Origin of the sequence: Proteiniphilum sp., from assembly GCF_040307845.1 — a bacterium.
Classification (GTDB): Bacteria; Bacteroidota; Bacteroidia; order Bacteroidales; family Dysgonomonadaceae; genus Proteiniphilum.
Genome location: NZ_JAWRIS010000027.1, coordinates 78,928 through 100,849 on the forward strand (window position 1 = coordinate 78,928; position 21,922 = coordinate 100,849).

Below are 21,922 nucleotides of genomic sequence, written 5' to 3' on the forward strand. Positions count from 1 at the left end.
AAGAAGAAAAGGTTATTTCATCCGGTCGAATCCCTGCCCATAAACCCCTACCACATTGCTTTGAGATATAAAGGCACTGCTATCGATCTGTTTTACCAACCGGAATATGGAAGTCGATTCGGTTCGTTTGGCCATCACCAGAAGTACCTTTTGCGGTTTTTTGGAGTACCAGCCGATACCATCCAAAACGGTGCAGCCACGGTGCAGTTGAAGATTGATCTGGGTGGCAATTTCCTCATATTGTGACGAAAAGATAAAGAACTGCACCGATTGCCGGATACCGTTCAGTACCCAGTCGACCGAGGTGGCCATCACGGCAATAATAATAATCCCGAATACAATAGTTTCCACACTTCCGAAAATCAGGAAAGAAGAAGAAACAATGATAAGGTCGACAAACAGCATTGTCCGCCCGGGGGTAATATTACGGTACTTATTGATGATAAGGACGACAATATCGGTTCCGCCACTACTACCATTCACCGACATTACCAATCCGACTCCGCCACCCGCCACGATAGCTCCTATCAGTCCCGCCATCAATGGTTCGTCCATCATAATCGGGGGCCATTGAAAACTTTCAAACATACCAATAAACGTAGAAAGAAGCCCCACTCCCACTATCGTCTTCACTAAGAACTCCGATCCTAATATCCTAAAGGCGGCCAATAACAACAGGGCATTCATGATCAACACCATCAACGATACGGGCAATCCGAAAGCATAATTAAGGAGTACCGCAACCCCCGCCAGACCACCCATCACGAAATGATGCGGCATAATGAACTGGGTGACCCCCAAGGCATACATGAAAGTCCCCAAGGCTATAATCAGATAATCTTTCCAATAAAATCTCTTCAGGCTGAATTCAGGTAACTTTTCCATCTTATATCACCACATTCACAATTTTTTTCGGGACAATAATTATTTTCTTCGGGCTTCTGCCTTCCAGCCATTTCCGGGAATTGGGATGTGCCAGTACCGCCTCTTCGATCTCTTCAGGGGTCGCATCTGCCGGAAATTCCAGCACATAACGCGATCTTCCGTTGAACGAAATAGCATAAGGGAAAGCATCCTCTTTGAGATATTCCTCATTCCATGCCGGCCACTTTGCATCACATACCGAACTATTATTCCCCAAAGCGTGCCAAAGTTCTTCTGCCATATGCGGGGCAAAAGGGGCAAGACAAATGACCAGGTCGGTCAGGATCACCCTCTTGGAGCATTTCAACGAGGTCAGCTCATTCACACAGATCATGAAAGCGGATACAGAAGTATTGAACGAAAAATGCTCAATATCGAACGACACTTTCTTAATCAGTTTATGCAGTGACTTCAACTCCTCGGAGGAAGCCACATCGTCCGTCACCGACGAACTTCCATCCTTATAGAATAGAGTCCATACCTTACGAAGGAAACGGTGTACTCCGTCGATGCCGTTGGTATCCCACGGCTTGGATTGTTCGAGTGGTCCCAGAAACATCTCATACAGACGAAGGGTGTCAGCGCCGTATTTTTCCACAATATCGTCAGGATTTACCACATTAAACATCGATTTCGACATTTTCTCGATAGCCCATCCGCAGATATATTTTCCATCCTCAAGGATAAAATCCGCCGTCCGGTATTCGGGGTTCCAGTTCCGGAAAGCCTCAATATCAAGGATATCATTATGCACTATATTGACATCCACATGAATGGGTGTCACCTCATATTGCTCTTTCAGGTTCAGCGACACAAATTTATTCGTCCCTTTGATCCGGTACACGAAATTGCTCCTGCCCTGGATCATTCCCTGGTTCACCAGCTTCTTAAAAGGTTCCTCTTCGCAGGAAATACCCAGGTCGAACAGGAATTTATTCCAGAAACGGCTATAGACAAGGTGTCCGGTGGCATGTTCGGTACCGCCTATATAAAGGTCCACATTCCGCCAGTAACTGTCGGCATCTTCAGATACCAATGCATGCTCATTTTGCGGGTCCATATAACGCAGGTAGTAAGCCGATGATCCCGCAAATCCGGGCATCGTATTCAATTCCAGCGGATACCCTTCTTTGGTTTGCCAGTTGGCTGCGCGTCCCAGCGGCGGTTCTCCTGTTTCCGTGGGGAGGTACTTATCCACTTCGGGGAGTTCCAATGGCAGTTCGCTTTCATCCAAAGGATAAGGCATCCCGTCTTTATAATAGATAGGGAACGGTTCGCCCCAATAGCGCTGTCTGGAGAAGATCGCATCACGCAGACGGAAATTGATCTTCCGGTAGCCAACCCCCTGTCTTTCCACCTCATCGATGGCTGCGGGAATGGCCTCTTTCACTGTCATCCCGTTCAGAAAACCGGAGTTCATCATCATTCCCTCTTTGGCGTCGAAACTCTCTTGCGATATATCACATCCCTCAATCAGGGGAATAATGGGAAGATCGAAATGCCTGGCGAAAGCGTAGTCGCGGCTGTCATGCGCCGGTACCGCCATAATGGCGCCAGTCCCGTATCCTGCCAGCACATAGTCCGATATCCATACCGGGATTTGTTCACCGGTAAAGGGATGGATGGCGTGCGACCCGGAAAACACCCCGCTGACCGATTTGTCAGCCATACGTTCCCGTTCGGTTTTTTTCCTGGTCCTGAGGATATACTCCTCTACGGCTTCGCGCTGATCAGCGGTAGTCAGTGTTTGTACCAGTTCACTCTCCGGCGCAAGCACCATAAATGTCACGCCGAAAATCGTATCGGCACGGGTGGTAAAAATATCAAAGGAAAGTCCTTGCGAAGTTTTGAAATGCATCACCGCACCTTCGCTGCGTCCTATCCAATTTCGTTGTGTTTCTTTCAAGGAATCTGTCCAGTCCACCTTATCCAAACCATCCAACAGGCGTTGGGCATATGCCGAAACGCGCAGGCACCACTGCCTCATCTTTTTCTGTTCCACGGGATACCCACCGCGAATGGAAAGGCCATCGCTTACCTCGTCGTTGGCGAGTACCGTCCCCAGCGCCGGGCACCAGTTCACCATAGTATCACCCAGATAGGCGATACGGTAATTCATCAATATCTCCTGTTGCTCTTTTTCGGATCTGGCATTCCACTCTCCGGCAGAAAACTCCATCGGCTCGTTACAGGCCAGGTCGAGACCGTCAGTTCCCTGTTGGGAGAAGACCTCTACCAATTCGGCAATAGGGCGGGCCTGTTGTGCCTGATTACAATAGTAGGAATTGAACATACGAATGAATGCCCATTGCGTCCATTTGTAATAACCGGGATCACAGGTGCGCACTTCACGGCTCCAGTCGTAGGAGAATCCTATTTTATCCAGTTGTTCGCGATATCGCTTGATATTGTTTTCAGTAGTGATAGCCGGATGCTGTCCGGTCTGAATGGCATACTGTTCTGCCGGAAGCCCGTAGGCATCGTATCCCATGGGATGCAAAACATTGAATCCCTGTAACCTTTTATATCTCGAAAAAATATCCGAAGCGATATATCCCAGGGGATGCCCTACATGCAACCCTGCCCCTGAAGGATAAGGGAACATGTCCAACACGTAGAATTTCGGCTTAGAAGTGTCTTCCGTCACTTTATACGTCTGTTGATCAATCCAGTAGTGCTGCCACCGTCTTTCTATCTCTCTGAAATTGTAGTCCATTCCTATACACTTTTAAAAACGGTGCAAATATAGCGAAAGCCGAGTGAAATGCCAAACATGTTTGAGCATTTCCGAGGCGCATCCTATATTATGAAAAGATAGTGAATTTTCGATAGTTATTCGGCTTCGCTGTTATTTGTGCTTTGCGGGATAACCCAATTACCATCGAATACCTACCGAACTACAACCGAATTACAACTGAAATACAACCGAATTACAACCGAATAACAATTGAATAACAATTGAATAACAATTGAATAACAACCGAATTACACATACAATCCATCAATAATATCCGCATATCGTTCAAGAATTACCTTCCGGCGGATTTTGAGGGTATTGGTCAGTTCACCTGACTCCAATGTGAAGGGATGCGGGAGGAGTGCAAAGCGTTTAATTTTTTCATAGGAGGTGAATTGCGCCTGCAACAGTTCGATCCGACCAAAAATAAAAGCATGGATTTCAGGGTTGTTCACTAACTCTTCTGTCGAATCGAACGGGATACCTTGCTCCCGTGCGTATTTGCTGAGTGCATCATAATTGGGGACAATCAATGCACTCACAAATTTCCGCTCATCTCCGATCACAGCTACCTGATCGATATATTTGTCTTCACCGATCCGCGTTTCAATCATTTGCGGTGCAATATATTTCCCATTAGAAGTTTTGTATAGGTCTTTGATCCGGTCGGTAAGAATAATTTCATTGTTCTCCGTAAGGGAACCGGCATCGCCTGTCCTGAAATAGCCATCCTCCGTAAAGGCGGCTTTGGTTGCCTCCGGCTTATTGTAATACCCGCACGTCACTGTCGCCCCCTTTACCAGAATCTCGTCATTATCCCCTATCTTCACATCCACATCAGGCATTACTTTTCCCACCGTGCCTATCCGGAATCCTTTTGCCGGGAAACAACTTACTGTGGCGGTAGTTTCTGAAAGGCCGTACCCATATATTAGGTGCACGTCTATCGATTGCATGAATTCATTAATAGTATCGGATAAAGGCGCCCCTGCCACAGGGAAGAAATTCCCCCGGTCAATCCCCACTACCCGTTTTACCAGATAAAAAACAGTGTGTCTGTAAAGGGAAAATTTCAGACGGTTACCTAACGGCGGTTTTTTCCCTTCGTTCACAAATTCCAGGTTGTGCCTGTGTCCGGTTTTCACGGCATCAGTAAACAACCATTTCATTATCCCCGAGGCATTGTCCATTTTCTCTTTCACGCCGTCATACACCTTTTCCCAGAAACGGGGAACGTTACTCATCAATGTGGGGCGCACCTGTTTAATGGTTTCCCTGATTTCGCCCGGCTCCCTATTCACTGCCACGGTTATTCCCTTGTAAAGGCAGTAATAACTCCAGGCCTTTTCAAATATATGGGTAAGGGGAAGGAAACACATCGAGAGGTCTTTGTCCGACAAATTGGTGAGCCGGATATCATGTATCCTGAATATCTCCAAGAAATTGGAGTGTTTCAACATCACTCCTTTCGGCTCACCGGTAGTACCTGAAGTATAGATAATAGCGGCAAGGTCGTTGTTGTCAAGTTGTTTCAACCGGGCATTTACCAGCGCCTGCGACTCCGAATTATCGCCTGTTGTGATAAAGTCATCAAAATAAACCGAAGTCTTGTCGTCAGGTTTCAGTACCACATTCTTGTCGAAGACGATCATCTTTTGCAAAAACCGGCTCTCCTGCTGTACCTTATATGCATTATTATACTGGAATTGTTCACCTACAAAAAGCAGTTTTATCTGCGCATCATTGATGATGTAACTTACCTGCATAGGCGATGCTGTGGCATACATGGGTACCATCACTCCCTTATTGGCATAGACGGCAAAATCGGTGATCAGGTATTTTTCCATATTCTGGGAATATATCCCGACATTTTCGCCCGGTTTTAGGGCGATCTCGGCCAAAGCCTGCGCTGCTTTCATGATTTTAGAAGAGAGTTCATTCCACGACAAATGTAACCATTCGCCGCCCGGACCCTGATACATAAGAGCGGTTTTATTACCATATTTTTGTGCCTGTTTATGAACAAGTCCACTCAGATGAGAATATGCCATTACTTTCTGTTTAATCCAGTCAAAAATACACTTTTTCCCCGATTATTCCTCACAATAATGTATTTTTTTATCCTTGTTGCGCTGATTGGCTTATATCCTGTTTTTACCTACATTGCCTCTATTTTACTTAACAATCTAAAAACTCGAAGATTAATTAACTACACTTAACGGGTTTTTTGGAGAGAAAATAAAAGCGACCCATTATCTTTGTACTGTTATGGAAAGACTTATTATCATACTTCTTACACTGGCAACCCTTTTATCCTCCGGAATAAAAGCGCAGGGGTATTATGCTTCTAACATAAGCTCCAACTCCGACACACCCGTCTCCACTATCTTTTTAATGCCGAATGTATATCCGGCCGTGGTATTGGAGGGAGATACCGTGGCCTGTATGTGGCTGAATGATTTTATTAAGTATTCCCCTCTCACTTTTCGGACAACCAAAGACCAGATAGCCTACACAAAACTGCTCCGTGACGTAAAGAAAACACTCCCCTATGCCAAAGAGATTGCCGCTATCATTTTGGAAACATATGAATATATGGAAACGCTCCCCAACGATAAAGAGCGGCAAAAACACCTGAACAGGATGGAGAAGGACCTGAAGGATCAATATACCCCGAAAATGAAAAAACTCACCCGGTCGCAGGGGCAATTACTCATAAAATTAGTAGACCGGGAGACCAACTCCTCCTCCTATCACATCATCGATGCCTTCATGGGTAGTTTTAAAGCATGGACTTACAACCTGTTCGCCGGGATGTTCGGCAATAGCCTTAAAGTCCGGTATAATCCGTATGGAGAGGATCGGATAACCGAACGCGCTTGCGTATTGGTAGAACAAGGAGCAGTGTAACAGACAACAATCACCAAGAACCGTTAAAACCATTATAATCAAACCATTCCAATCATCACATCAACAAATTATCAAATCACCACATTAATCACTACCTTTGTACCGCCAATTATTTCAGCACGACCTGCCCCGATTCATCGGGATTGGCATTAGGCGCATTAGCACATTTAACTACACTTCGTTCCGTTGAACGTTGTTTGTCACATTGATTTCATGAAGGTAAATTTCTTGCAGGATTTTCAACCGGCACTTTTTCAATCATTAAAGACCTATAACAAGGAAAAATTCTTTGCCGACCTGATGTCGGGATTGATTGTGGGGGTGGTAGCATTACCACTGGCCATTGCTTTTGGAATTGCTTCGGGGGTTGCGCCCGAGAAAGGGATATATACTGCCATCATCGCCGGATTCATCATCTCATTCCTGGGCGGCAGTAAAGTACAGATCGGTGGCCCTACCGGCGCCTTCATCGTGATTGTCTATGGCATAGTAGAGCAATACGGGGTACAGGGTCTGGCCATCGCAACCGTACTTGCGGGCGTAATGCTCATGGCGATGGGATTTTTAAAACTGGGAGCGGTCATCAAGTTTATACCCTATCCTATCGTCATCGGTTTTACAAGCGGTATCGCTCTGACCATCTTCTCTACCCAGATAAAAGATTTCTTCGGGCTTACCACCCCGTCATTACCTGCCGGATTCATTGAAAAATGGGCAATTTATTTCCAGCATTTCAATACGATTAACTGGTGGGCAGCACTCATCGCTTTTGCCAGTGTGGCCATCATCGTGATTACCCCGAGAATATCAAAAAAAATACCCGGATCATTGATCGCCCTTATAACGATGACCCTGGCAGCCTACCTGATGAAAACCTATGGAGGCATTACCTCCATAGAGACTATCGGCGACAGGTTTATCATCAACAGCCAACTGCCCGATATGGAACAAATACCACTGAGCCTCGAAAGTATCCGCCTGTTATTCCCGGCCGCATTTACCATTGCCATGCTGGGGGCTATCGAATCACTATTATCGGCGACGGTGGCCGATGGAGCGACAGGACAGAAGCACAACTCCAATATGGAGTTGGTGGCACAGGGTGCTGCCAATATCATCACTCCGTTTTTTGGTGGCATCCCGGCTACCGGAGCCATTGCGCGCACAATGACCAACATCAACAATGGCGGGAGGACGCCTGTCGCAGGGATTATCCATGCCGTGGTACTCCTGTTGATTGTCCTGTTCTTAGGCGACCTCACCCGCCACATCCCGATGGCTTGCCTGGCAGGGGTATTGGTAGTGGTAGCATACAATATGAGTGAATGGCGTACATTCGTGTCATTGACCAGACAATCAAAATCAACTATGGGTATTCTGATGGCGACCTTTCTTCTCACTGTTATTTTCGACCTGACCATCGCCATAGGAGTCGGTTTGATGCTTGCGATCTTTGGTTTTCTCAAGCGAATGAACGAAAGCACCCAGGTATCGCGAACCACCGGAAGTATCAACCTGGCGAAAGAGATGGAGTCCCATTTCACCGACGTGCCGGAAGAAGTGCTTCAATTACCCCATGGCGTGGAGGTGTATGAGATCGAAGGACCTTTTTTCTTTGGCGTGGCCAGCAAATTCGATGAGATCACACGTGAACTGGGAGAGCATCCACATATTCGTATTATCCGTATGCGTAAGGTACCTTTCATTGACTCAACCGGATTGAACAACCTGGAAATATTATGCCGCCATTCCAGGAAAGAGAAGATACAAATCATTCTCTCAGGAGTGAAAGACAGCGTACGAGAAAGTATCGAAAAGACCGATATACCGCAGATCATCGGCAGTGAGAATGTCTGCTCCAATATCCACCTGGCGGTGGAAAGAGCCGTGTTGCTGGATGCGGAACGAAAACAGACAAACAAGGGATAATCTGATGAACAACCCATCCTACCAACTCACCGATTGGTTACCTACCACAAAGAAAGAATTGGATCTTCGTGGATGGGACACTCCTGATGTAATACTCTTCTCAGGGGATGCTTATATCGATCATCCTTCTTTTGGCACCGCAGTGATTGGCCGCCTGCTCGAGAACCAGGGATTACGTGTGGCGATTGTGCCACAGCCCAACTGGCGGGACGACCTTCGTGATTTCAGGAAACTGGGTGCTCCCCGCCTCTTTTTTGCAGTGACCGCCGGCGTAATGGACTCGATGATCAATCATTACACAGCCAATAAGAGGTTACGGTCCCAGGATGCCTATACGCCGGACGGCCGTGCCGATATGCGTCCCGATAGGGCCGTAACGGTATACTCCCGCATCCTGAAGGAACTCTATCCCGACGTGCCGGTAGTCATCGGCGGAGTAGAAGCTTCACTGCGCCGGGTCACCCATTACGACTATTGGGATGACACACTTCACAAGAGTATCCTGGCAGATACAAAAGCCGACCTACTGGTATATGGAATGGGAGAACTCCCCCTGAAACAACTGATACATGAAATCAGTAACGGTAAACCTATCCGCGAAATCAATGACATCCCGCAAACTGCTTTTCTTCGCAATGAGGTGCCTGAGAACCCGTTCAATGAAGAAATCTCCCTTTTTTCGCACGAGGAATGCACAAAAGATAAGCTGAAACAGGCCAAAAATTTCCGTGTGGTAGAGGAGCAATCCAACCGGCTTTCCGCTGCACGTATCCTTCAAAAGGTAGACGGCAGGACGCTTGTCGTTAATCCGCCCTATCCCCCTATGAAAGAGGAGGAGATCGACGCCTCGTTCGACCTTCCCTATACCCGCCTGCCCCATCCCAAATATAAGGACAAGCATATCCCCGCCTACGAGATGATCAAATTCTCAGTCAACCTTCATCGCGGATGCTTTGGCGGATGTGCCTTTTGCACTATTTCCGCACACCAGGGGAAATTCATCGCTTCCCGTTCCAAACAATCTATTTTAGAGGAAGTGAAAAAGATCACCCAAATGTCCGGCTTTAAAGGATATATCAGTGATCTGGGAGGCCCCTCGGCCAATATGTACCGCATGCAAGGAAAGGATTTGTCAATTTGCGAAAAGTGCAGGAAACCCTCCTGTATCTTTCCGAAAATCTGTTTCAACCTGGATACCAATCATACCGACCTGCTGGATATATATACATCGGTGGACGCGTTGCCCGGAATAAAAAAATCATTTATAGGAAGCGGCATCCGCTATGATATGCTGTTGCAGGAAAGTGACGATCAGGAAACCAATGAATCCCACCGTACCTATATCAGCGAACTGGTCAGGAACCATGTCTCCGGAAGATTGAAAGTGGCTCCCGAACACACTTCCGACGCCACGCTTACCATCATGCGAAAACCATCTTTCCGTTTTTTCGACCAGTTCAAACAAACCTTCGACACACTGAATAAAAAGTATTCTCTGAACCAACAATTGATCCCTTATTTTATTTCATCCCATCCCGGATGTACCGATGAAGATATGGCGGAACTGGCGGCAACCACCAGGAAGTTAAATTTCAAATTGGAACAAGTACAGGATTTCACGCCTTCTCCCATGACACTGGCGACTGAGATTTATTACACCGGTTACCACCCCTATACATTAAGACCGGTATATACGGCCAGGAGCAAAGAGGAAAAAAATGACCAACGCCAGTTTTTCTTTTGGTACGATCCCAGCCAGAAACCCTCGGTGATCAAAAAATTGAAACGCATAGGCCGTCCGGATCTGATTCAGAAACTTTACGGACACAAAGGTTAAAAATATCGGGATTTGCGACCATTTCCTCCCTTTTGAAAGTACTCACCCTTTCCATCCACTTAAAGAATGTTAAATAATGCAACTTTATGGCTCTTCTATGCAGCGTTTTCTTTTTTTCTGCATCTGATATAATAAAGAAAACAAAAAATAGTCGCATGAAGAAATCGGTATTAAAAATCAGTATCCTGTTGATGGGGATTCTATTGGCTATTCCCTCTTGTGACGATAATAATGGAAGATCGTTGGGAGATATCTATATCAGCATCGCCACTGTGGTGCCGGAGGGTGACAATGCCTATTCATTCTTGTTGGACAACGGCAAACGCCTATGGCCTGCCGCCGGCAATGTAAGATATACACCCACATACAACCAGCGTGTCTTTCTTAATTACACCATCCTTTGGGACAGTCCGGGAACAACATACGATTACGACATCAAAGTAAACGACATCTGGAATATCCTCACAAAACAAGCTATTGAATTGAATGCTGAAAATCAGGACAGCATAGGCAACGACCCGGTCAGAATCCAGGATATATGGGTAGGGGGTGATTATCTGAATGTCTCTTTTTTGTTCAATTACGGTGGCGTCAAACCGCATCTGGTGAACCTCGTCGAGAACACCCTCTCTGAGGAAACATCGCCCGGGGCAATTGATCTGGAGTTCCGCCATAACGCCTATGAGAGTACACAGACAAAATTATATGAAGGATTCGTTTGTTTCGATCTCAAGCCTTTCAGGGATGACGACGCCGACGCTGTAAACCTTTCCATTAAAGTGAAAGGATGGAACGGGGAAAAAACATACGATTTGATTTACAGGTATAACCAACCGGCAGCGGAAAAGACTGCCCGGACACTTACCCCTGTGATCTCATCCAATGAATACTATTAAATATCAAAACCACAATGTATTTAGTTCTATTTCTTATATGACTTTTTGATTTTCCAATAACCGGGTGGTCCCTGTGAAGAGACCGCCCGGTTTCCTTTATCTCAGAAAGGATATTTCCCTTCTCTGGCTCCTTTCACAATGCCGTCCATCGCGTAGTTGTCCTTGATAGCACCCGTATTGCGGTTGACCACTCCACCCGTTTCCCAGTAGAAGGGTACCATCCCGTGGTTCTTGGCTTCACGCGTCACGGTTTCGTCGTAGAGGTTGCGCGACTTGTTGTGCGCTTCCTGAAGGTCGCCCAATCCGGTGCGCATCGTGATGGCGCCATACTCGCCTAAGATAACGGGTATGCCTTTGTCCACAAACTTCGTCTTCATCCTGGCGAACAGCGACTTCATCTCGGCTTCGTCGCCGGAGGTGGCATTGCGGTCGGACCCGCTTACGGCATGGGCTCCCCAGAAGTAAGCCATCTTACCCCAGCTTTCATCCTTTTCCAGGCCGCAGAACGTCCATGGATTATAGTAATGTACCTCAAGCATCAACCGGTTGTCAACCACATCGGTAGGCATATCGCCAAACAGCTTGTCGGTCATGTCGATATCGGTATTGGGACCTTGCACGATCAGGTTGCGCACGGCATTATTTCCACCGGTGGCGCGTACCGCATCGATGAAAGTCTGCAGGTATGATTTCAGCACAACCATCTTCTGGGCATTATCCACATTCGGCTCGTTGGTGCCGGCAAAGAGCAGGTGCTCGTCGTAGTGGTTCAGTTTGCCGGCGATCTGAGTCCATAGCGCATGCTGTTTTTTGTTGTTTTCCTCCTGCTTGTCGGGAGTACAGTTGTTTTCCAGCCAGCCGCCGTCCCAATGGATGTTGACAATGGCATACATGTCGTTAGCCACACAATAGCCTACCACTTCGTTGACCCTATCCAGCCAGCTCTCCTTGATCTTATAGGTCTCGGGATCTTCAATATACTGGTCCCATGCGGATGGGATGCGTATGGCATTGAAGCCAAGCTCCTTGACCTTCTTGATATAGGCTTCGGTCACTTTAGGATTGTCCCAGGCCGTTTCACCTCCAATGGCTTCGAGGGTATTGCCTATATTCCAACCGGCATACATCTTGGCGGCCAATGCCAGTGCGTCACTCTCCATGCCGGCATTCGGTATATTGCCTGCGAGCTGGTTGACCGTTGCGGTTTCCGTGAGGTCTCCCAGGGTGAAAGTGATACTTCCCATGCGGCGGTCGCCGTAGTTGGCGGCCACGTTGAAAGTCACCGTTTGTTCCGTCATGGCGGCACGAGAGGTTACTTGGGTGATCCAACTATCGTTGATAGTAATTTTCACTGCACCGTTGGTCGTCAGCTTGACCTCTATTTGGGTACCCTCTCCGGTTATATCATCAAATACAGTGGGCTTCACAATCAACCCATCGGCAGCAGTCTGCACCACATTGACGGTTTGGGTGATATTGCCCCCTTTTATAGTGATAGAGGTGGAACGGTCACTCGTTTCCGGATTGGCATCCAATATGACAGTGAATTTATACACGGCATCCGAAGTGGACGAAGCCGGCACCACGCGGCACCAGCTTTCGTCATTACTCTTCACCTCCAATGGCACATTCGACTTGACAGACAGCGTCTCGCTCCCTCCTGTCCTGGAGAAGGCTATCTCCGTCTTGGCCGGCACGATTTCCGGCGTCACCGGATCATCGCTGCCGGAGCAGGCTGTCATGCCGACAAAAACCGCCGGCAGCAAAAAAATGATTATCGTCTTAATGAAATTCATTACTTTTTTAGAAATATGCGTGTAAAGTTAATACTTTCCCGGGGTAATCACCTTATTGATAGTCACACCGGCCTTGGAACTGTCGACAAGATCCTTCCAAAGGTCGTATAATTCGATTGTCCAAACCACCGCGCCTTCACAATTCCCATTCAGATAGGTGTATACCCGGTATGTCCCATCGCCGGTGACGGTATCGCTTCCATAATTTGCACCGCCCCAATAACTTGGATCCCAACTTGCCGCGGCATAGCTCAACTCGGTATGGTAGTTTTTAGACGCACCATCCACAAGATTCCCGTTTATGCCGTCGATGGTGAATTCAACCAGCATCAACCCATTGAATTTCATGCTGCTGTTATAAGCGCCGGGGGCCGCTGCACCCGAAGAGCCATATTCGTTATAAATCTCGATACGGCCATCTACACCGTTTCCGTCTTTGTTGTTGAAGTCCACGATGGAGTGATTTATCTCCTGCGCCACATCGGCATCTAATTTGATCGCATTCACTTCCACTCCTACCTTTTCCCAATCAACAATATCGGCACCCAGTCCGTCGATGTCCACACAAAATACGACGGCACCATTGGCCCGTTCCAAGACTTCCATCCAGACGGTATAAGTGCCGTCACCCGTTACCAGGGCTTCATATTCATGCATCTTGAGATCGGACCAATAACTCACTCCCCAACTTGGATCGGAGTACTCAAGGCCTGCCACGTATGCGCTTGCCGCGCCACTCTTCAGGTTACCGGTAATACCTGTAAGGGTGAATGAGACCACCATGTTGTTGTTGAACTTGATGGAACTGGGATCAATAGGCGGATTCTTTTGGGTATCGCCATATTCGTTATAAATCTCGATGCGTAATCGTCCATTACCTTCTATATCTCCAAAAGCAAGCTTGCCCGATTCAGGGTTCAACTCCGCGTAAGGTCTTACGGGACGGAGTGAAAGCCCGAGACTCCGTTTAGAGATCCCTGCCTTTGCAGATGAGCTATTGAATGTCAGAGTATTGGCATAATCGTTATGCACGGTGCTTATATTTCCACTCCAGTAATACCCTGCGGCATCGGAAACCGTTGTTTCACCGTCACGATAGCCACCTGCCGGAAGGAAGATGCTGTTCCCGTTCTTGGCGGTGAACCGCATACCCTCCACACCGTCGACCGTTGTCCATTGGCGTGTGGTGTTATTCACCAGCTCCGCCATCTGGGCATTGGTAGGCATCTGGCTTTTCATGGGCGAATCCCCATCCAGATCAAGATTGTGGATGATATCATAAGCACTCCCCACGATATCGGAAGAGGGGTAATCGTCCACTCTTGTCGAAGTCAGCATGCCAGTCTGGTCGCCATAACCGAAGAGCGTCCCGGCATCCGTCTCCCTGTCGGCGCCGATATTGTTTTTAGCCCAGAGGATGCTCAATCCCAGATCTACATATTCCATCTGCTGCGTGGCGGTGGTAAGCGTCTTGGTTTCCCCATAGACATAACCGTTGCCGATCTTCGCGAATGCCGTGTAATAGTAGGTCGTCCCCGGCAATAAGCCGCTCACGGTAGCCAGTTCGTGGCTCATGCCGGAGGTGATGTCATCAGCAGACAAAGACAATTTCACTCCCTTCTCATACGCCGGGAGTCCATCCGTCCCGGTGATATCGGCCGAAAAGGTGGCCTTGCCACTGGTGACATCCGTGGCCTCTTTCGTGGAGACTTTCGTGTTGGTCGCCACAAACGACTTGACCTCGCCGAACCGGGTCACTTTATTCTGGAGGGTGACATAGGTGACGTAATAATAGGTGGCGCCTGTGGTAAGCCCGGTGATGGAAGCCACCACATGGCCGTTCTCATCCACGCTGCCCACTTTCTTGCTCCCCGTAGTGGCGGGATTGTCGGAGGTGCCATAGTAAGCGCCTACTTCATACGAGCTTGGCGAGACCAAAGTGAGGTCTTTCACCGTGCCTGAAACTTCAGCCGAAATGGCCGTCACACTGGCATTTCCCGTGGTGACCTCGGAGATAATCTCACCGGTCCTGACGGAGTAGTTCTCTTCATCGTCACATGAAGTGGCAAACAAACCTGCCGCCAGCAAGAGGATGCCTGATAAATATCTTATTTTCATATAGTTCTATCTTTTTATTGTAAATTTATCATCTACACAGCCATTCTCCCCGGTCATTCGGCAATGAATGGCGTGCCGTTGTCCATCGTCACGGCCACAGTGACTACTATGCTTGCGTTGAACACGTAGTTGGGCGCGTCATCGGCAGTCTCTCCCCAGGGATTGAGGATATAACGGCGGGCGGTCGTGCTGTCGTCCCCCTCACCACGGTCGATCTTCCCGTCATCAAAAGTGATGTTTGTGCCGTCCACCTTGATATCCTTGATTACGACATCCATATTCGGATTATCTTTTAATATTTTATGGATATCCAGGAACATTCCGTAAGGTTTGTCGCTCGCTCCCTTTATCTCGAAAGTATAATCCCCATTTCCGGAAATAAAGAGGGGGGCCGCTTCAAAGAAGGTCCAGTTTTCGTCGAAGAAGCTCAGTGTAGCCTTAAACGACTTGACGGCGTCTGCGGTCTGCACCACAAAATGGTACCCCATATACTGGTAGAGGTTGCCTTGGTCGTCCAGTTCCTGGCTGCCTAACCACAGGTCGGTCAACCCGCCGGAATAGTCACTGGTTTCGTAAGACATGATACGCAGGGTATGGTCGGCATTGCTTTTGAACCATGCCCTTCCATCGGCAGAAAGTGCCATCTCGGGGAGTGCCTCGCTGAAGGTGTAGATACCCTCATTGCTCAATGTATATTCCCCACTGTGCTCCGCGCCGTCTATATCGGTGATGGTATACTCCCCTGTTCCGCTATTAATGACAAGGGTTACCTCTTCTATTCCGCCACGGGCAGGAACGGTATTAATTCCCTTGACAGAACCGTCGAGGTTGCACCAGTCGAAAGGAGTATCGTCGGAGAGCTTGTAGGTGATCACCCGGTTGGTTTTGGGTTCCACATAATCCCGCCAGTCGGCGGGAAGCGACGGTTCGGGCTCTACCTGCTCGCCCGGAGTCCAGTTGTCGTAATAGTCCTGGCTGATGAAATTATAGACTAATAGGCATGCTCCTTCGCCCGATAGGGCTGCATCGCGTAATACGGCCAATTGCATCGTGTTTTCGGTAAGCGACAATATTTTGATATCTCCCCAGTCTATGACTACCCCGTCTCGGTTGGTATCGTGCAACGGCGTGGCATCGGTCATCCTCAGGGTATGTTCGTTCACATCGAGCATATAGGTACCCTTTTCTGTGCCTCTTCCGGAGATCGTCTTGTGTTCTACCACCACATTGGCGCCGTCCTTCAAATCGAAGGTCATCGTGCCGAAGTCGGCCGCATCCATTATCCAACTGTTGCCCGGCCAGTCGGCGTCCCAGCTCCAGGAATCACTTCCATCCGGCAGTTTAACACCATTGGTGACTGTTTCCCAACTATCATCGGTACCATAAAAAAACAATGGCCCCACGAAGTAACGGCTCAAACCATACGCATCGAGATCAAGATACCAGGTCTTGGCGTTGCCCACACCACCCGAGAGCAATTCCCACAATTCGTCACTGACAAATTCGGCATAGAAGTTGTCAACCTTAAAAGTAACTGGGTTTCCATATACTACCCCACCCCGCGTCTCCACACCGAACTTCACTTCATAGGTACCGGGAAAGGCTATCTGCAGCGTTACCTTTTGCTTTTGGCTGCGCCCCTGAGGATGACTCCACAAGGGAGTATAGCTGGCGCCCAATTTACTTTCCAAGTAAACAATATTGGGGTTATTGGCATCGTGGGTGACGGTATAGGCAATACCCTCCACCAGGTCATCCGGCGTCACATCCTTCGCGCCCAGGTCATATTCGTCGGGCGAGCAAGCGGAAAAGAGCGCGATCACGCTTGCTATACACAGGTATATAAATGATTTCAGTTTCATATAATTATATTTTTCTTGTTGGCATAAAAAATATGCATTCTCCATTATCCATTTTCAATTTCAATTTCTGCATTTACCATCCCGGGTTTTGCACCAGCATACCGTTAGCCAGCGTTATCTGATTATAAGGGATCTGGCTGAGTCCTTTCGTCGCACGGATCCGGTCGGCCTTGATGGAGACCACATCCTGGGAACCGCCGCTATACACGGAGATGTCACCGGCAAGTTTATTGGCCGCATAGTCTACTCCCTGGCGGAGCAAATCCCAATAGTTGATGCTCTCAAAGGCGAATTCCAAACGGCGCTCCTGCATGATATTCTCCTTAGTGGCAGGAAGCGACGAGTAGGAGGAAGAGAGCTGGCCATCGGCGGTGTAGGCACGCTTGCGTACAGTGTCGAAATAGGCCTGCGCGTTGGGGCTACCGAGTTCTGCCGCCATCAGCAAGACATCGGCATAACGGATCATCACATAGTCCTGGTGATTGGAGATCTGGAAGTCGCCCGAACCATCGGCTTTCGAGGCGGAAGTGCCGTCGGCGAAGCAGAGCGGTGAATATTTTTTCACGGCATAGCCGGTATATTCACGTTGGTCTTTATAGCTGGCCGCAAATGCGTCCAATGCGGTGATGCCTTCACCCGTTATATCGATGATGGAAGCACTACGGCGCATATCGCCGGTTTTGAATTCGTTTACGAATGCGGGATTCACCGTCAATCCTCCCCAGCCTTTTCCATAAGGAGGTGCGTTAAGGCTGCGCATGCCTACCATCACCTGCCAGCGGTTGCCGTCGTTGTTCCCGTTGTAGTCTTGCGAGCTGGTGAACTTCATGGCAAGGATGGTCTCGCTGTTACCGTCGCCGGCATAACTTCCCAGCAAGGTCTCCATGTCGCCGATTTCTGCCACGCCGGCAGAGGCGGCAGGCCATAAGTTCTTGAATTCGCTTACCAGACTGTATTCATTGGAAGAAATGATCTCTTCCACTGCGGCCAGTGCTTCCGTTTTGGTGACGCCTGCCGGCTCCTGGCCGTAATATCCCGTGTAATAGAGATAGGCGCGTGCGAAAAGTGCCGCGGCAGCATATCTGGTGATATGCCCATCGTTGCCCGAAGCGTTTGCCTTGGGATAAGCATCCGCGGGAATATTCTCCATGGCATACTTCAAGTCATCAAAAATCAGAGCGAAGACGTCGGCAGGATCGGCCTGCGGCCTGTTTTCATTCACCGGTTCGTCAAACAGGGGGATATTGCCCCAGAGGCGTACCATGTCGAAATAGAGCAGTGCACGGATAGCACGGCATTCGCCCATATAGGTGCCCCGTTTACTGTTTGCCTCGCTCCAGTTAATTTGCTCTTCCCGTGAGATCAGCTCGTTGCAGCGGTACACTCCGGCATAATAGTTCTTCCAATCGTTTTCGTAGATATTCAGGTCGGCTGGCGACTGGGAAATGTCGAAACGGTCAATGACCTGATAGCCACGTCCGTCAGCATTACCGGTTCCACCGAAACACTCATAACCCATGACCTCGGCACCCGCATAAAAACCTACCTGCACGGCCGAGGAGGTCTGCCTCCATCCGTCGTAACACCCGATCAAAGCACGCCAGACATCTTTTTCGTTCTTGTAGGAAGTACCGGTGGTGGATTCCGTCTTGGATTCCACATCCAGAAAGCTCTCGGAACAGGAAACCACTCCCAGCATAAAGGAGAGGACACCTGTTACTAATATATTGTATTGTATCTTGTTCATTTTTTATCTATTAGTGGGTTAGAATTTAAGACTTACACCGAAAAGAATAGTTCTTGGACGAGGATAATATCCCACGTCAACACCCGACACCCAACCATCCACACCATAGCCGATTTCCGGATCCATACCTTCGTACTTGGTGAAGGTAAAGGCATTTTGCACCTGGGTGTAAATACGCGCCTGGCTGATGAACTTCCGATTGACCAATCTGGAGAAGTCATAACCAAGGGTGATATTGTTGATACGTAAATAATCGGCATCGTGCACAAAGAGGTCGGAGAACTGCCAGTTGATGTTCTGTTCCGTCACTCGGGGAATTTTATGGCTTGTGCCTTCACCTGTCCAGCGGTCGAGGATGGCCGTGGTGTAGTTGGCATACTTATTTTGGTGTCCCCGGTAAGATTGTACGATCTGCTGGCCTATTGCCCCGTTGGCGTAAATGGAGAGGTCGAACCCCTTGTACTCGAATCCGAGGTTGAACCCGAACGTGAAGTCGGGCATTCCATTACCTAAGTTCACCTTGTCTTTATCGTCGATCACACCGTCATGGTTCACATCGATATATCGCACATCCCCGGGTTTCACGTCATTTTGGAGCACCCCGTTGCCGGCAGCGATCCAATCGGTGATTTCCTGTTCATTCTGGAACAAGCCGTTTGTCTTGTACCCCCAGAAGTAACCGATGGGTTTACCGTTCTCCGCACGGTAAAATTCGGGCGTGTTATCATACAACTGGTTGGTTTGGCCGTGGATAATGCCGTCCTCGGTAGGGATTTCGCCTACTTTATTTTTATTATAGGCACCGTTCAAACCAATAGAATAACTGAGGTCCTTGTTGATACGGTCATTCCAGGTCAATGCCAATTCAATTCCCTTGTTCTTCACGCTACCGCCGTTGATATAGGGAGCTCCCGCGCCCACAGTCGCCAGGATAGGCGCCTCGACTAACCAATCTTTGGTATTTTTCGTGTAGAGGTCGAGATTTATCCCAAGCCGGGTGTTCAGTAAATAAGCATCTATCCCGAAATTGGTTTGCTCTGAAGTTTCCCATGTCACCGCTTCATTGGCCAGGCGGTTGGGATAAGCCCCCCAGTTGGTGGCCAGTTCTTTCGCGGCCTCGGTATCGTCATAACCGCCTGTCCCGAACAGATAGTGGGTATTGCTGTTTTTCATCGGGGCAAGGTATTGGTAGTTGGCTATGTTCTGGTTACCCACTTGTCCCCAGCTGAGGCGTAATTTGAGGAAATTGAGCCATTCCGGGGCGTTTTCCATGAATGCCTCGTTGGTAAGGGTCCACCCCGCGGAGATGGACGGGAAGTACCCGAAACGGTTGCCGCCGGCAAACCGCGAAGAGCCGTCGGCACGTAGCGTGGCATTCACCATATAGGTCTCCTTCCAATTCCAGCCCAGACGGCCGAAATAAGAGACGCTGCGCACGTCGTCATGGGGATTGCCCGAAGCGCTTAAGCCGTCGGTGCTGGAAGAAGCGGTGCCATTATTGATGTAAGCATACTTCCAAGTATCGAACCCTTCTTTCAGCATCCCATTGCCCGCACCCAGATAGGTACCCGAGTAACGGTATGCTTCCATGCCGAGCAACGCATTGAAGGCATGGTCGTTTATATTCCAGTCATAGGTCGCCGTATTGGTCCAGGTCATGCCGAGGCCGTGGTTCATATTCTGCGACACGCTGGTGCGGGTATCGTTGTAGCTATAGATACTGAAATGATAGAGGGGGCTGAAGCTGCGGTATTCGCTCGAATTGTAGACGGCACCGAATACTGTACGCAATTTCAACCGCTTCACCGGCTCAATCTCGGCATAGAGGTTCCCGTTGAATGTGCCTGACTTATCTTGGTTGTTGGTGTTGGTCATCATCTCCCCGTAAGGGTTGCCTTCACCGTTGTACCAATCGCTGTTGCTCGTGTCGTTGTAAGGCGAGTCGTAGATGTTATTGTCGCTATAGACCGGTGCCAGCGGCGACACGCCGAAAGCGCCTCTCAACGTGTTGTTATATTGGTTTCCCACGCTGATACCGTTGTTTTTCTTATAGATGAAGCTTACCTGCTCTCCCACTTTCAGGAAGCCGTTGAACAGTTTATGCTCCGAATTGACACGGAAATTATAGCGTTCGTAGTTGGAGACATCGGCGCCACCGACCACCCCTTCCTGGTTCATGTATCCCAATGAGATGGCATAGGTGGAAGTGGGCGATCCACCGGTAATACCCAACGAGTAACTTTGGGTCTTGGCATCGTTCTTGAACATCGTATCCACCCAGTCGGTATCATACAGGTTGCCATCCGGACCATAGATGGATTTGAAGCTGCTCCAGTCGTACGCTGCACTACCACTGTTCAACGCCTGTTCGTCCATGATGGCCATGTACTGGTTGGCATTCAGCATCTCCGCCTTGCGGCCCACATTCTGCACCCCGTAATAGGCGTCGAAGGTCACTTGTCCTTTTCCCTCTTTGCCGCTTTTGGTGGTGATAAGGACTACGCCGTTGGCGGCCTGCGCACCGTAAATGGCGGCGGATGCCGCATCTTTCAGTATGTCGATACTCTCGATATCGGCAGGATTCAGGGTAGATATGTCACCGCCGATCCCGTCAATCAGGTAGAGCGGACTGTTGTTCCCAACAGTTCCCAATCCGCGGATCACCACTTTCATGTCCGAGCCGGGTTGCCCGGAGGTGGAGGTGATGCTCACCCCGGGGGTCTTCCCCTGGAGCGCCTGCAAGGGGCTGGTCGTATTCATCTTGATCAGCTCGTCACCTTTCACCTGGAGCGTCGCCCCGGTGGATAATTTCTTGGATTGCACGCCATAGCCAATCACAATCAGTTCATCAAGCACTTCAGTATCTTCGACCAGGTTTATATTCATCACATTTCCACTCACCACCACTTCCCGGGAAACAAATCCGATATAAGAGAAAACAAGTGTCTGTCCCGTGTTTACATTGATTGAATAGTTCCCATCTATATCGGTTACCGTACCGTTACTTGTCCCTTTTACAAAAATACTCACACCCACCAGCGGTTCATCGTCGGTTGCCGAGACCACTGTGCCCGTGACGGTATTATTTTGCAAAGGTTCCGCATTCAGGGCCACCGGTCTTAGCAGTACCAGCGACATCCCGATCAAAAAACAGTATAAACAGCGA

The 21,922-nt window shown here is 48.8% G+C and carries 12 protein-coding genes; 4 read left to right on the top strand and 8 right to left on the bottom strand.

The window, feature by feature from the left end:
- Positions 1-12: 12 nt before the first annotated feature.
- The 3 genes from ABV001_RS06385 to ABV001_RS06395 all read right to left on the bottom strand — a co-directional run bounded on the left by ABV001_RS06385 (position 13) and on the right by ABV001_RS06395 (position 5,712).
- Positions 13-885: a YitT family protein gene (locus tag ABV001_RS06385; RefSeq protein ID WP_352422020.1), complete on the bottom strand. Its 873-nt coding sequence runs from the start codon at positions 883-885 to the stop codon at positions 13-15.
- Position 886: 1 nt separating this feature from the next.
- Entirely contained in the window at positions 887-3,640 is a 2,754-nt protein-coding gene (leuS, locus tag ABV001_RS06390) for a leucine--tRNA ligase (RefSeq protein WP_352422021.1), read from the bottom strand.
- 269 nt (positions 3,641-3,909) lie between these two features.
- Complete coding sequence (locus tag ABV001_RS06395) at positions 3,910-5,712, bottom strand: AMP-dependent synthetase/ligase (RefSeq protein WP_352422022.1); 1,803 nt, start codon at positions 5,710-5,712, stop codon at positions 3,910-3,912.
- 217 nt (positions 5,713-5,929) lie between these two features.
- On the opposite strand from ABV001_RS06395, the gene ABV001_RS06400 reads away from it, so the two are divergent.
- From ABV001_RS06400 to ABV001_RS06415, 4 genes are all read left to right on the top strand, one after another.
- Entirely contained in the window at positions 5,930-6,571 is a 642-nt protein-coding gene (locus tag ABV001_RS06400; protein WP_352422023.1) for a DUF4294 domain-containing protein, read from the top strand.
- 213 nt (positions 6,572-6,784) lie between these two features.
- The gene (locus tag ABV001_RS06405) at positions 6,785-8,500 is read left to right on the top strand and encodes a SulP family inorganic anion transporter (RefSeq protein ID WP_352422024.1); all 1,716 of its coding nucleotides are present in this window, start codon (positions 6,785-6,787) and stop codon (positions 8,498-8,500) included.
- A 4-nt stretch (positions 8,501-8,504) separates the two neighbouring features.
- Positions 8,505-10,337: a YgiQ family radical SAM protein gene (locus ABV001_RS06410; protein WP_502929863.1), complete on the top strand. Its 1,833-nt coding sequence runs from the start codon at positions 8,505-8,507 to the stop codon at positions 10,335-10,337.
- A 155-nt stretch (positions 10,338-10,492) separates the two neighbouring features.
- Positions 10,493-11,233 (top strand): NigD1/NigD2 family lipoprotein, encoded by a 741-nt coding sequence (locus ABV001_RS06415; protein WP_352422025.1) that lies wholly within the window; start codon positions 10,493-10,495, stop codon positions 11,231-11,233.
- A gap of 101 nt (positions 11,234-11,334) precedes the next feature.
- Here ABV001_RS06415 and ABV001_RS06420 read toward each other — a convergent pair whose 3' ends face one another.
- From ABV001_RS06420 to ABV001_RS06440, 5 genes are all read right to left on the bottom strand, one after another.
- Complete coding sequence (locus ABV001_RS06420) at positions 11,335-13,029, bottom strand: cellulase family glycosylhydrolase (RefSeq protein ID WP_352422026.1); 1,695 nt, start codon at positions 13,027-13,029, stop codon at positions 11,335-11,337.
- A 27-nt stretch (positions 13,030-13,056) separates the two neighbouring features.
- Positions 13,057-15,147 carry a hypothetical protein gene (locus ABV001_RS06425; protein WP_352422027.1) on the bottom strand — a complete coding sequence of 697 codons (2,091 nt, stop codon included), beginning with the start codon at positions 15,145-15,147 and terminating at the stop codon, positions 13,057-13,059.
- A 53-nt stretch (positions 15,148-15,200) separates the two neighbouring features.
- Positions 15,201-17,009 (bottom strand): hypothetical protein, encoded by a 1,809-nt coding sequence (locus ABV001_RS06430; RefSeq protein ID WP_352422028.1) that lies wholly within the window; start codon positions 17,007-17,009, stop codon positions 15,201-15,203.
- 73 nt (positions 17,010-17,082) lie between these two features.
- Positions 17,083-18,756: a RagB/SusD family nutrient uptake outer membrane protein gene (locus ABV001_RS06435; protein ID WP_352422029.1), complete on the bottom strand. Its 1,674-nt coding sequence runs from the start codon at positions 18,754-18,756 to the stop codon at positions 17,083-17,085.
- Between the two features lie 18 nt (positions 18,757-18,774).
- Positions 18,775-21,894: a SusC/RagA family TonB-linked outer membrane protein gene (locus tag ABV001_RS06440; RefSeq protein WP_352422122.1), complete on the bottom strand. Its 3,120-nt coding sequence runs from the start codon at positions 21,892-21,894 to the stop codon at positions 18,775-18,777.
- Positions 21,895-21,922: the final 28 nt, after the last annotated feature.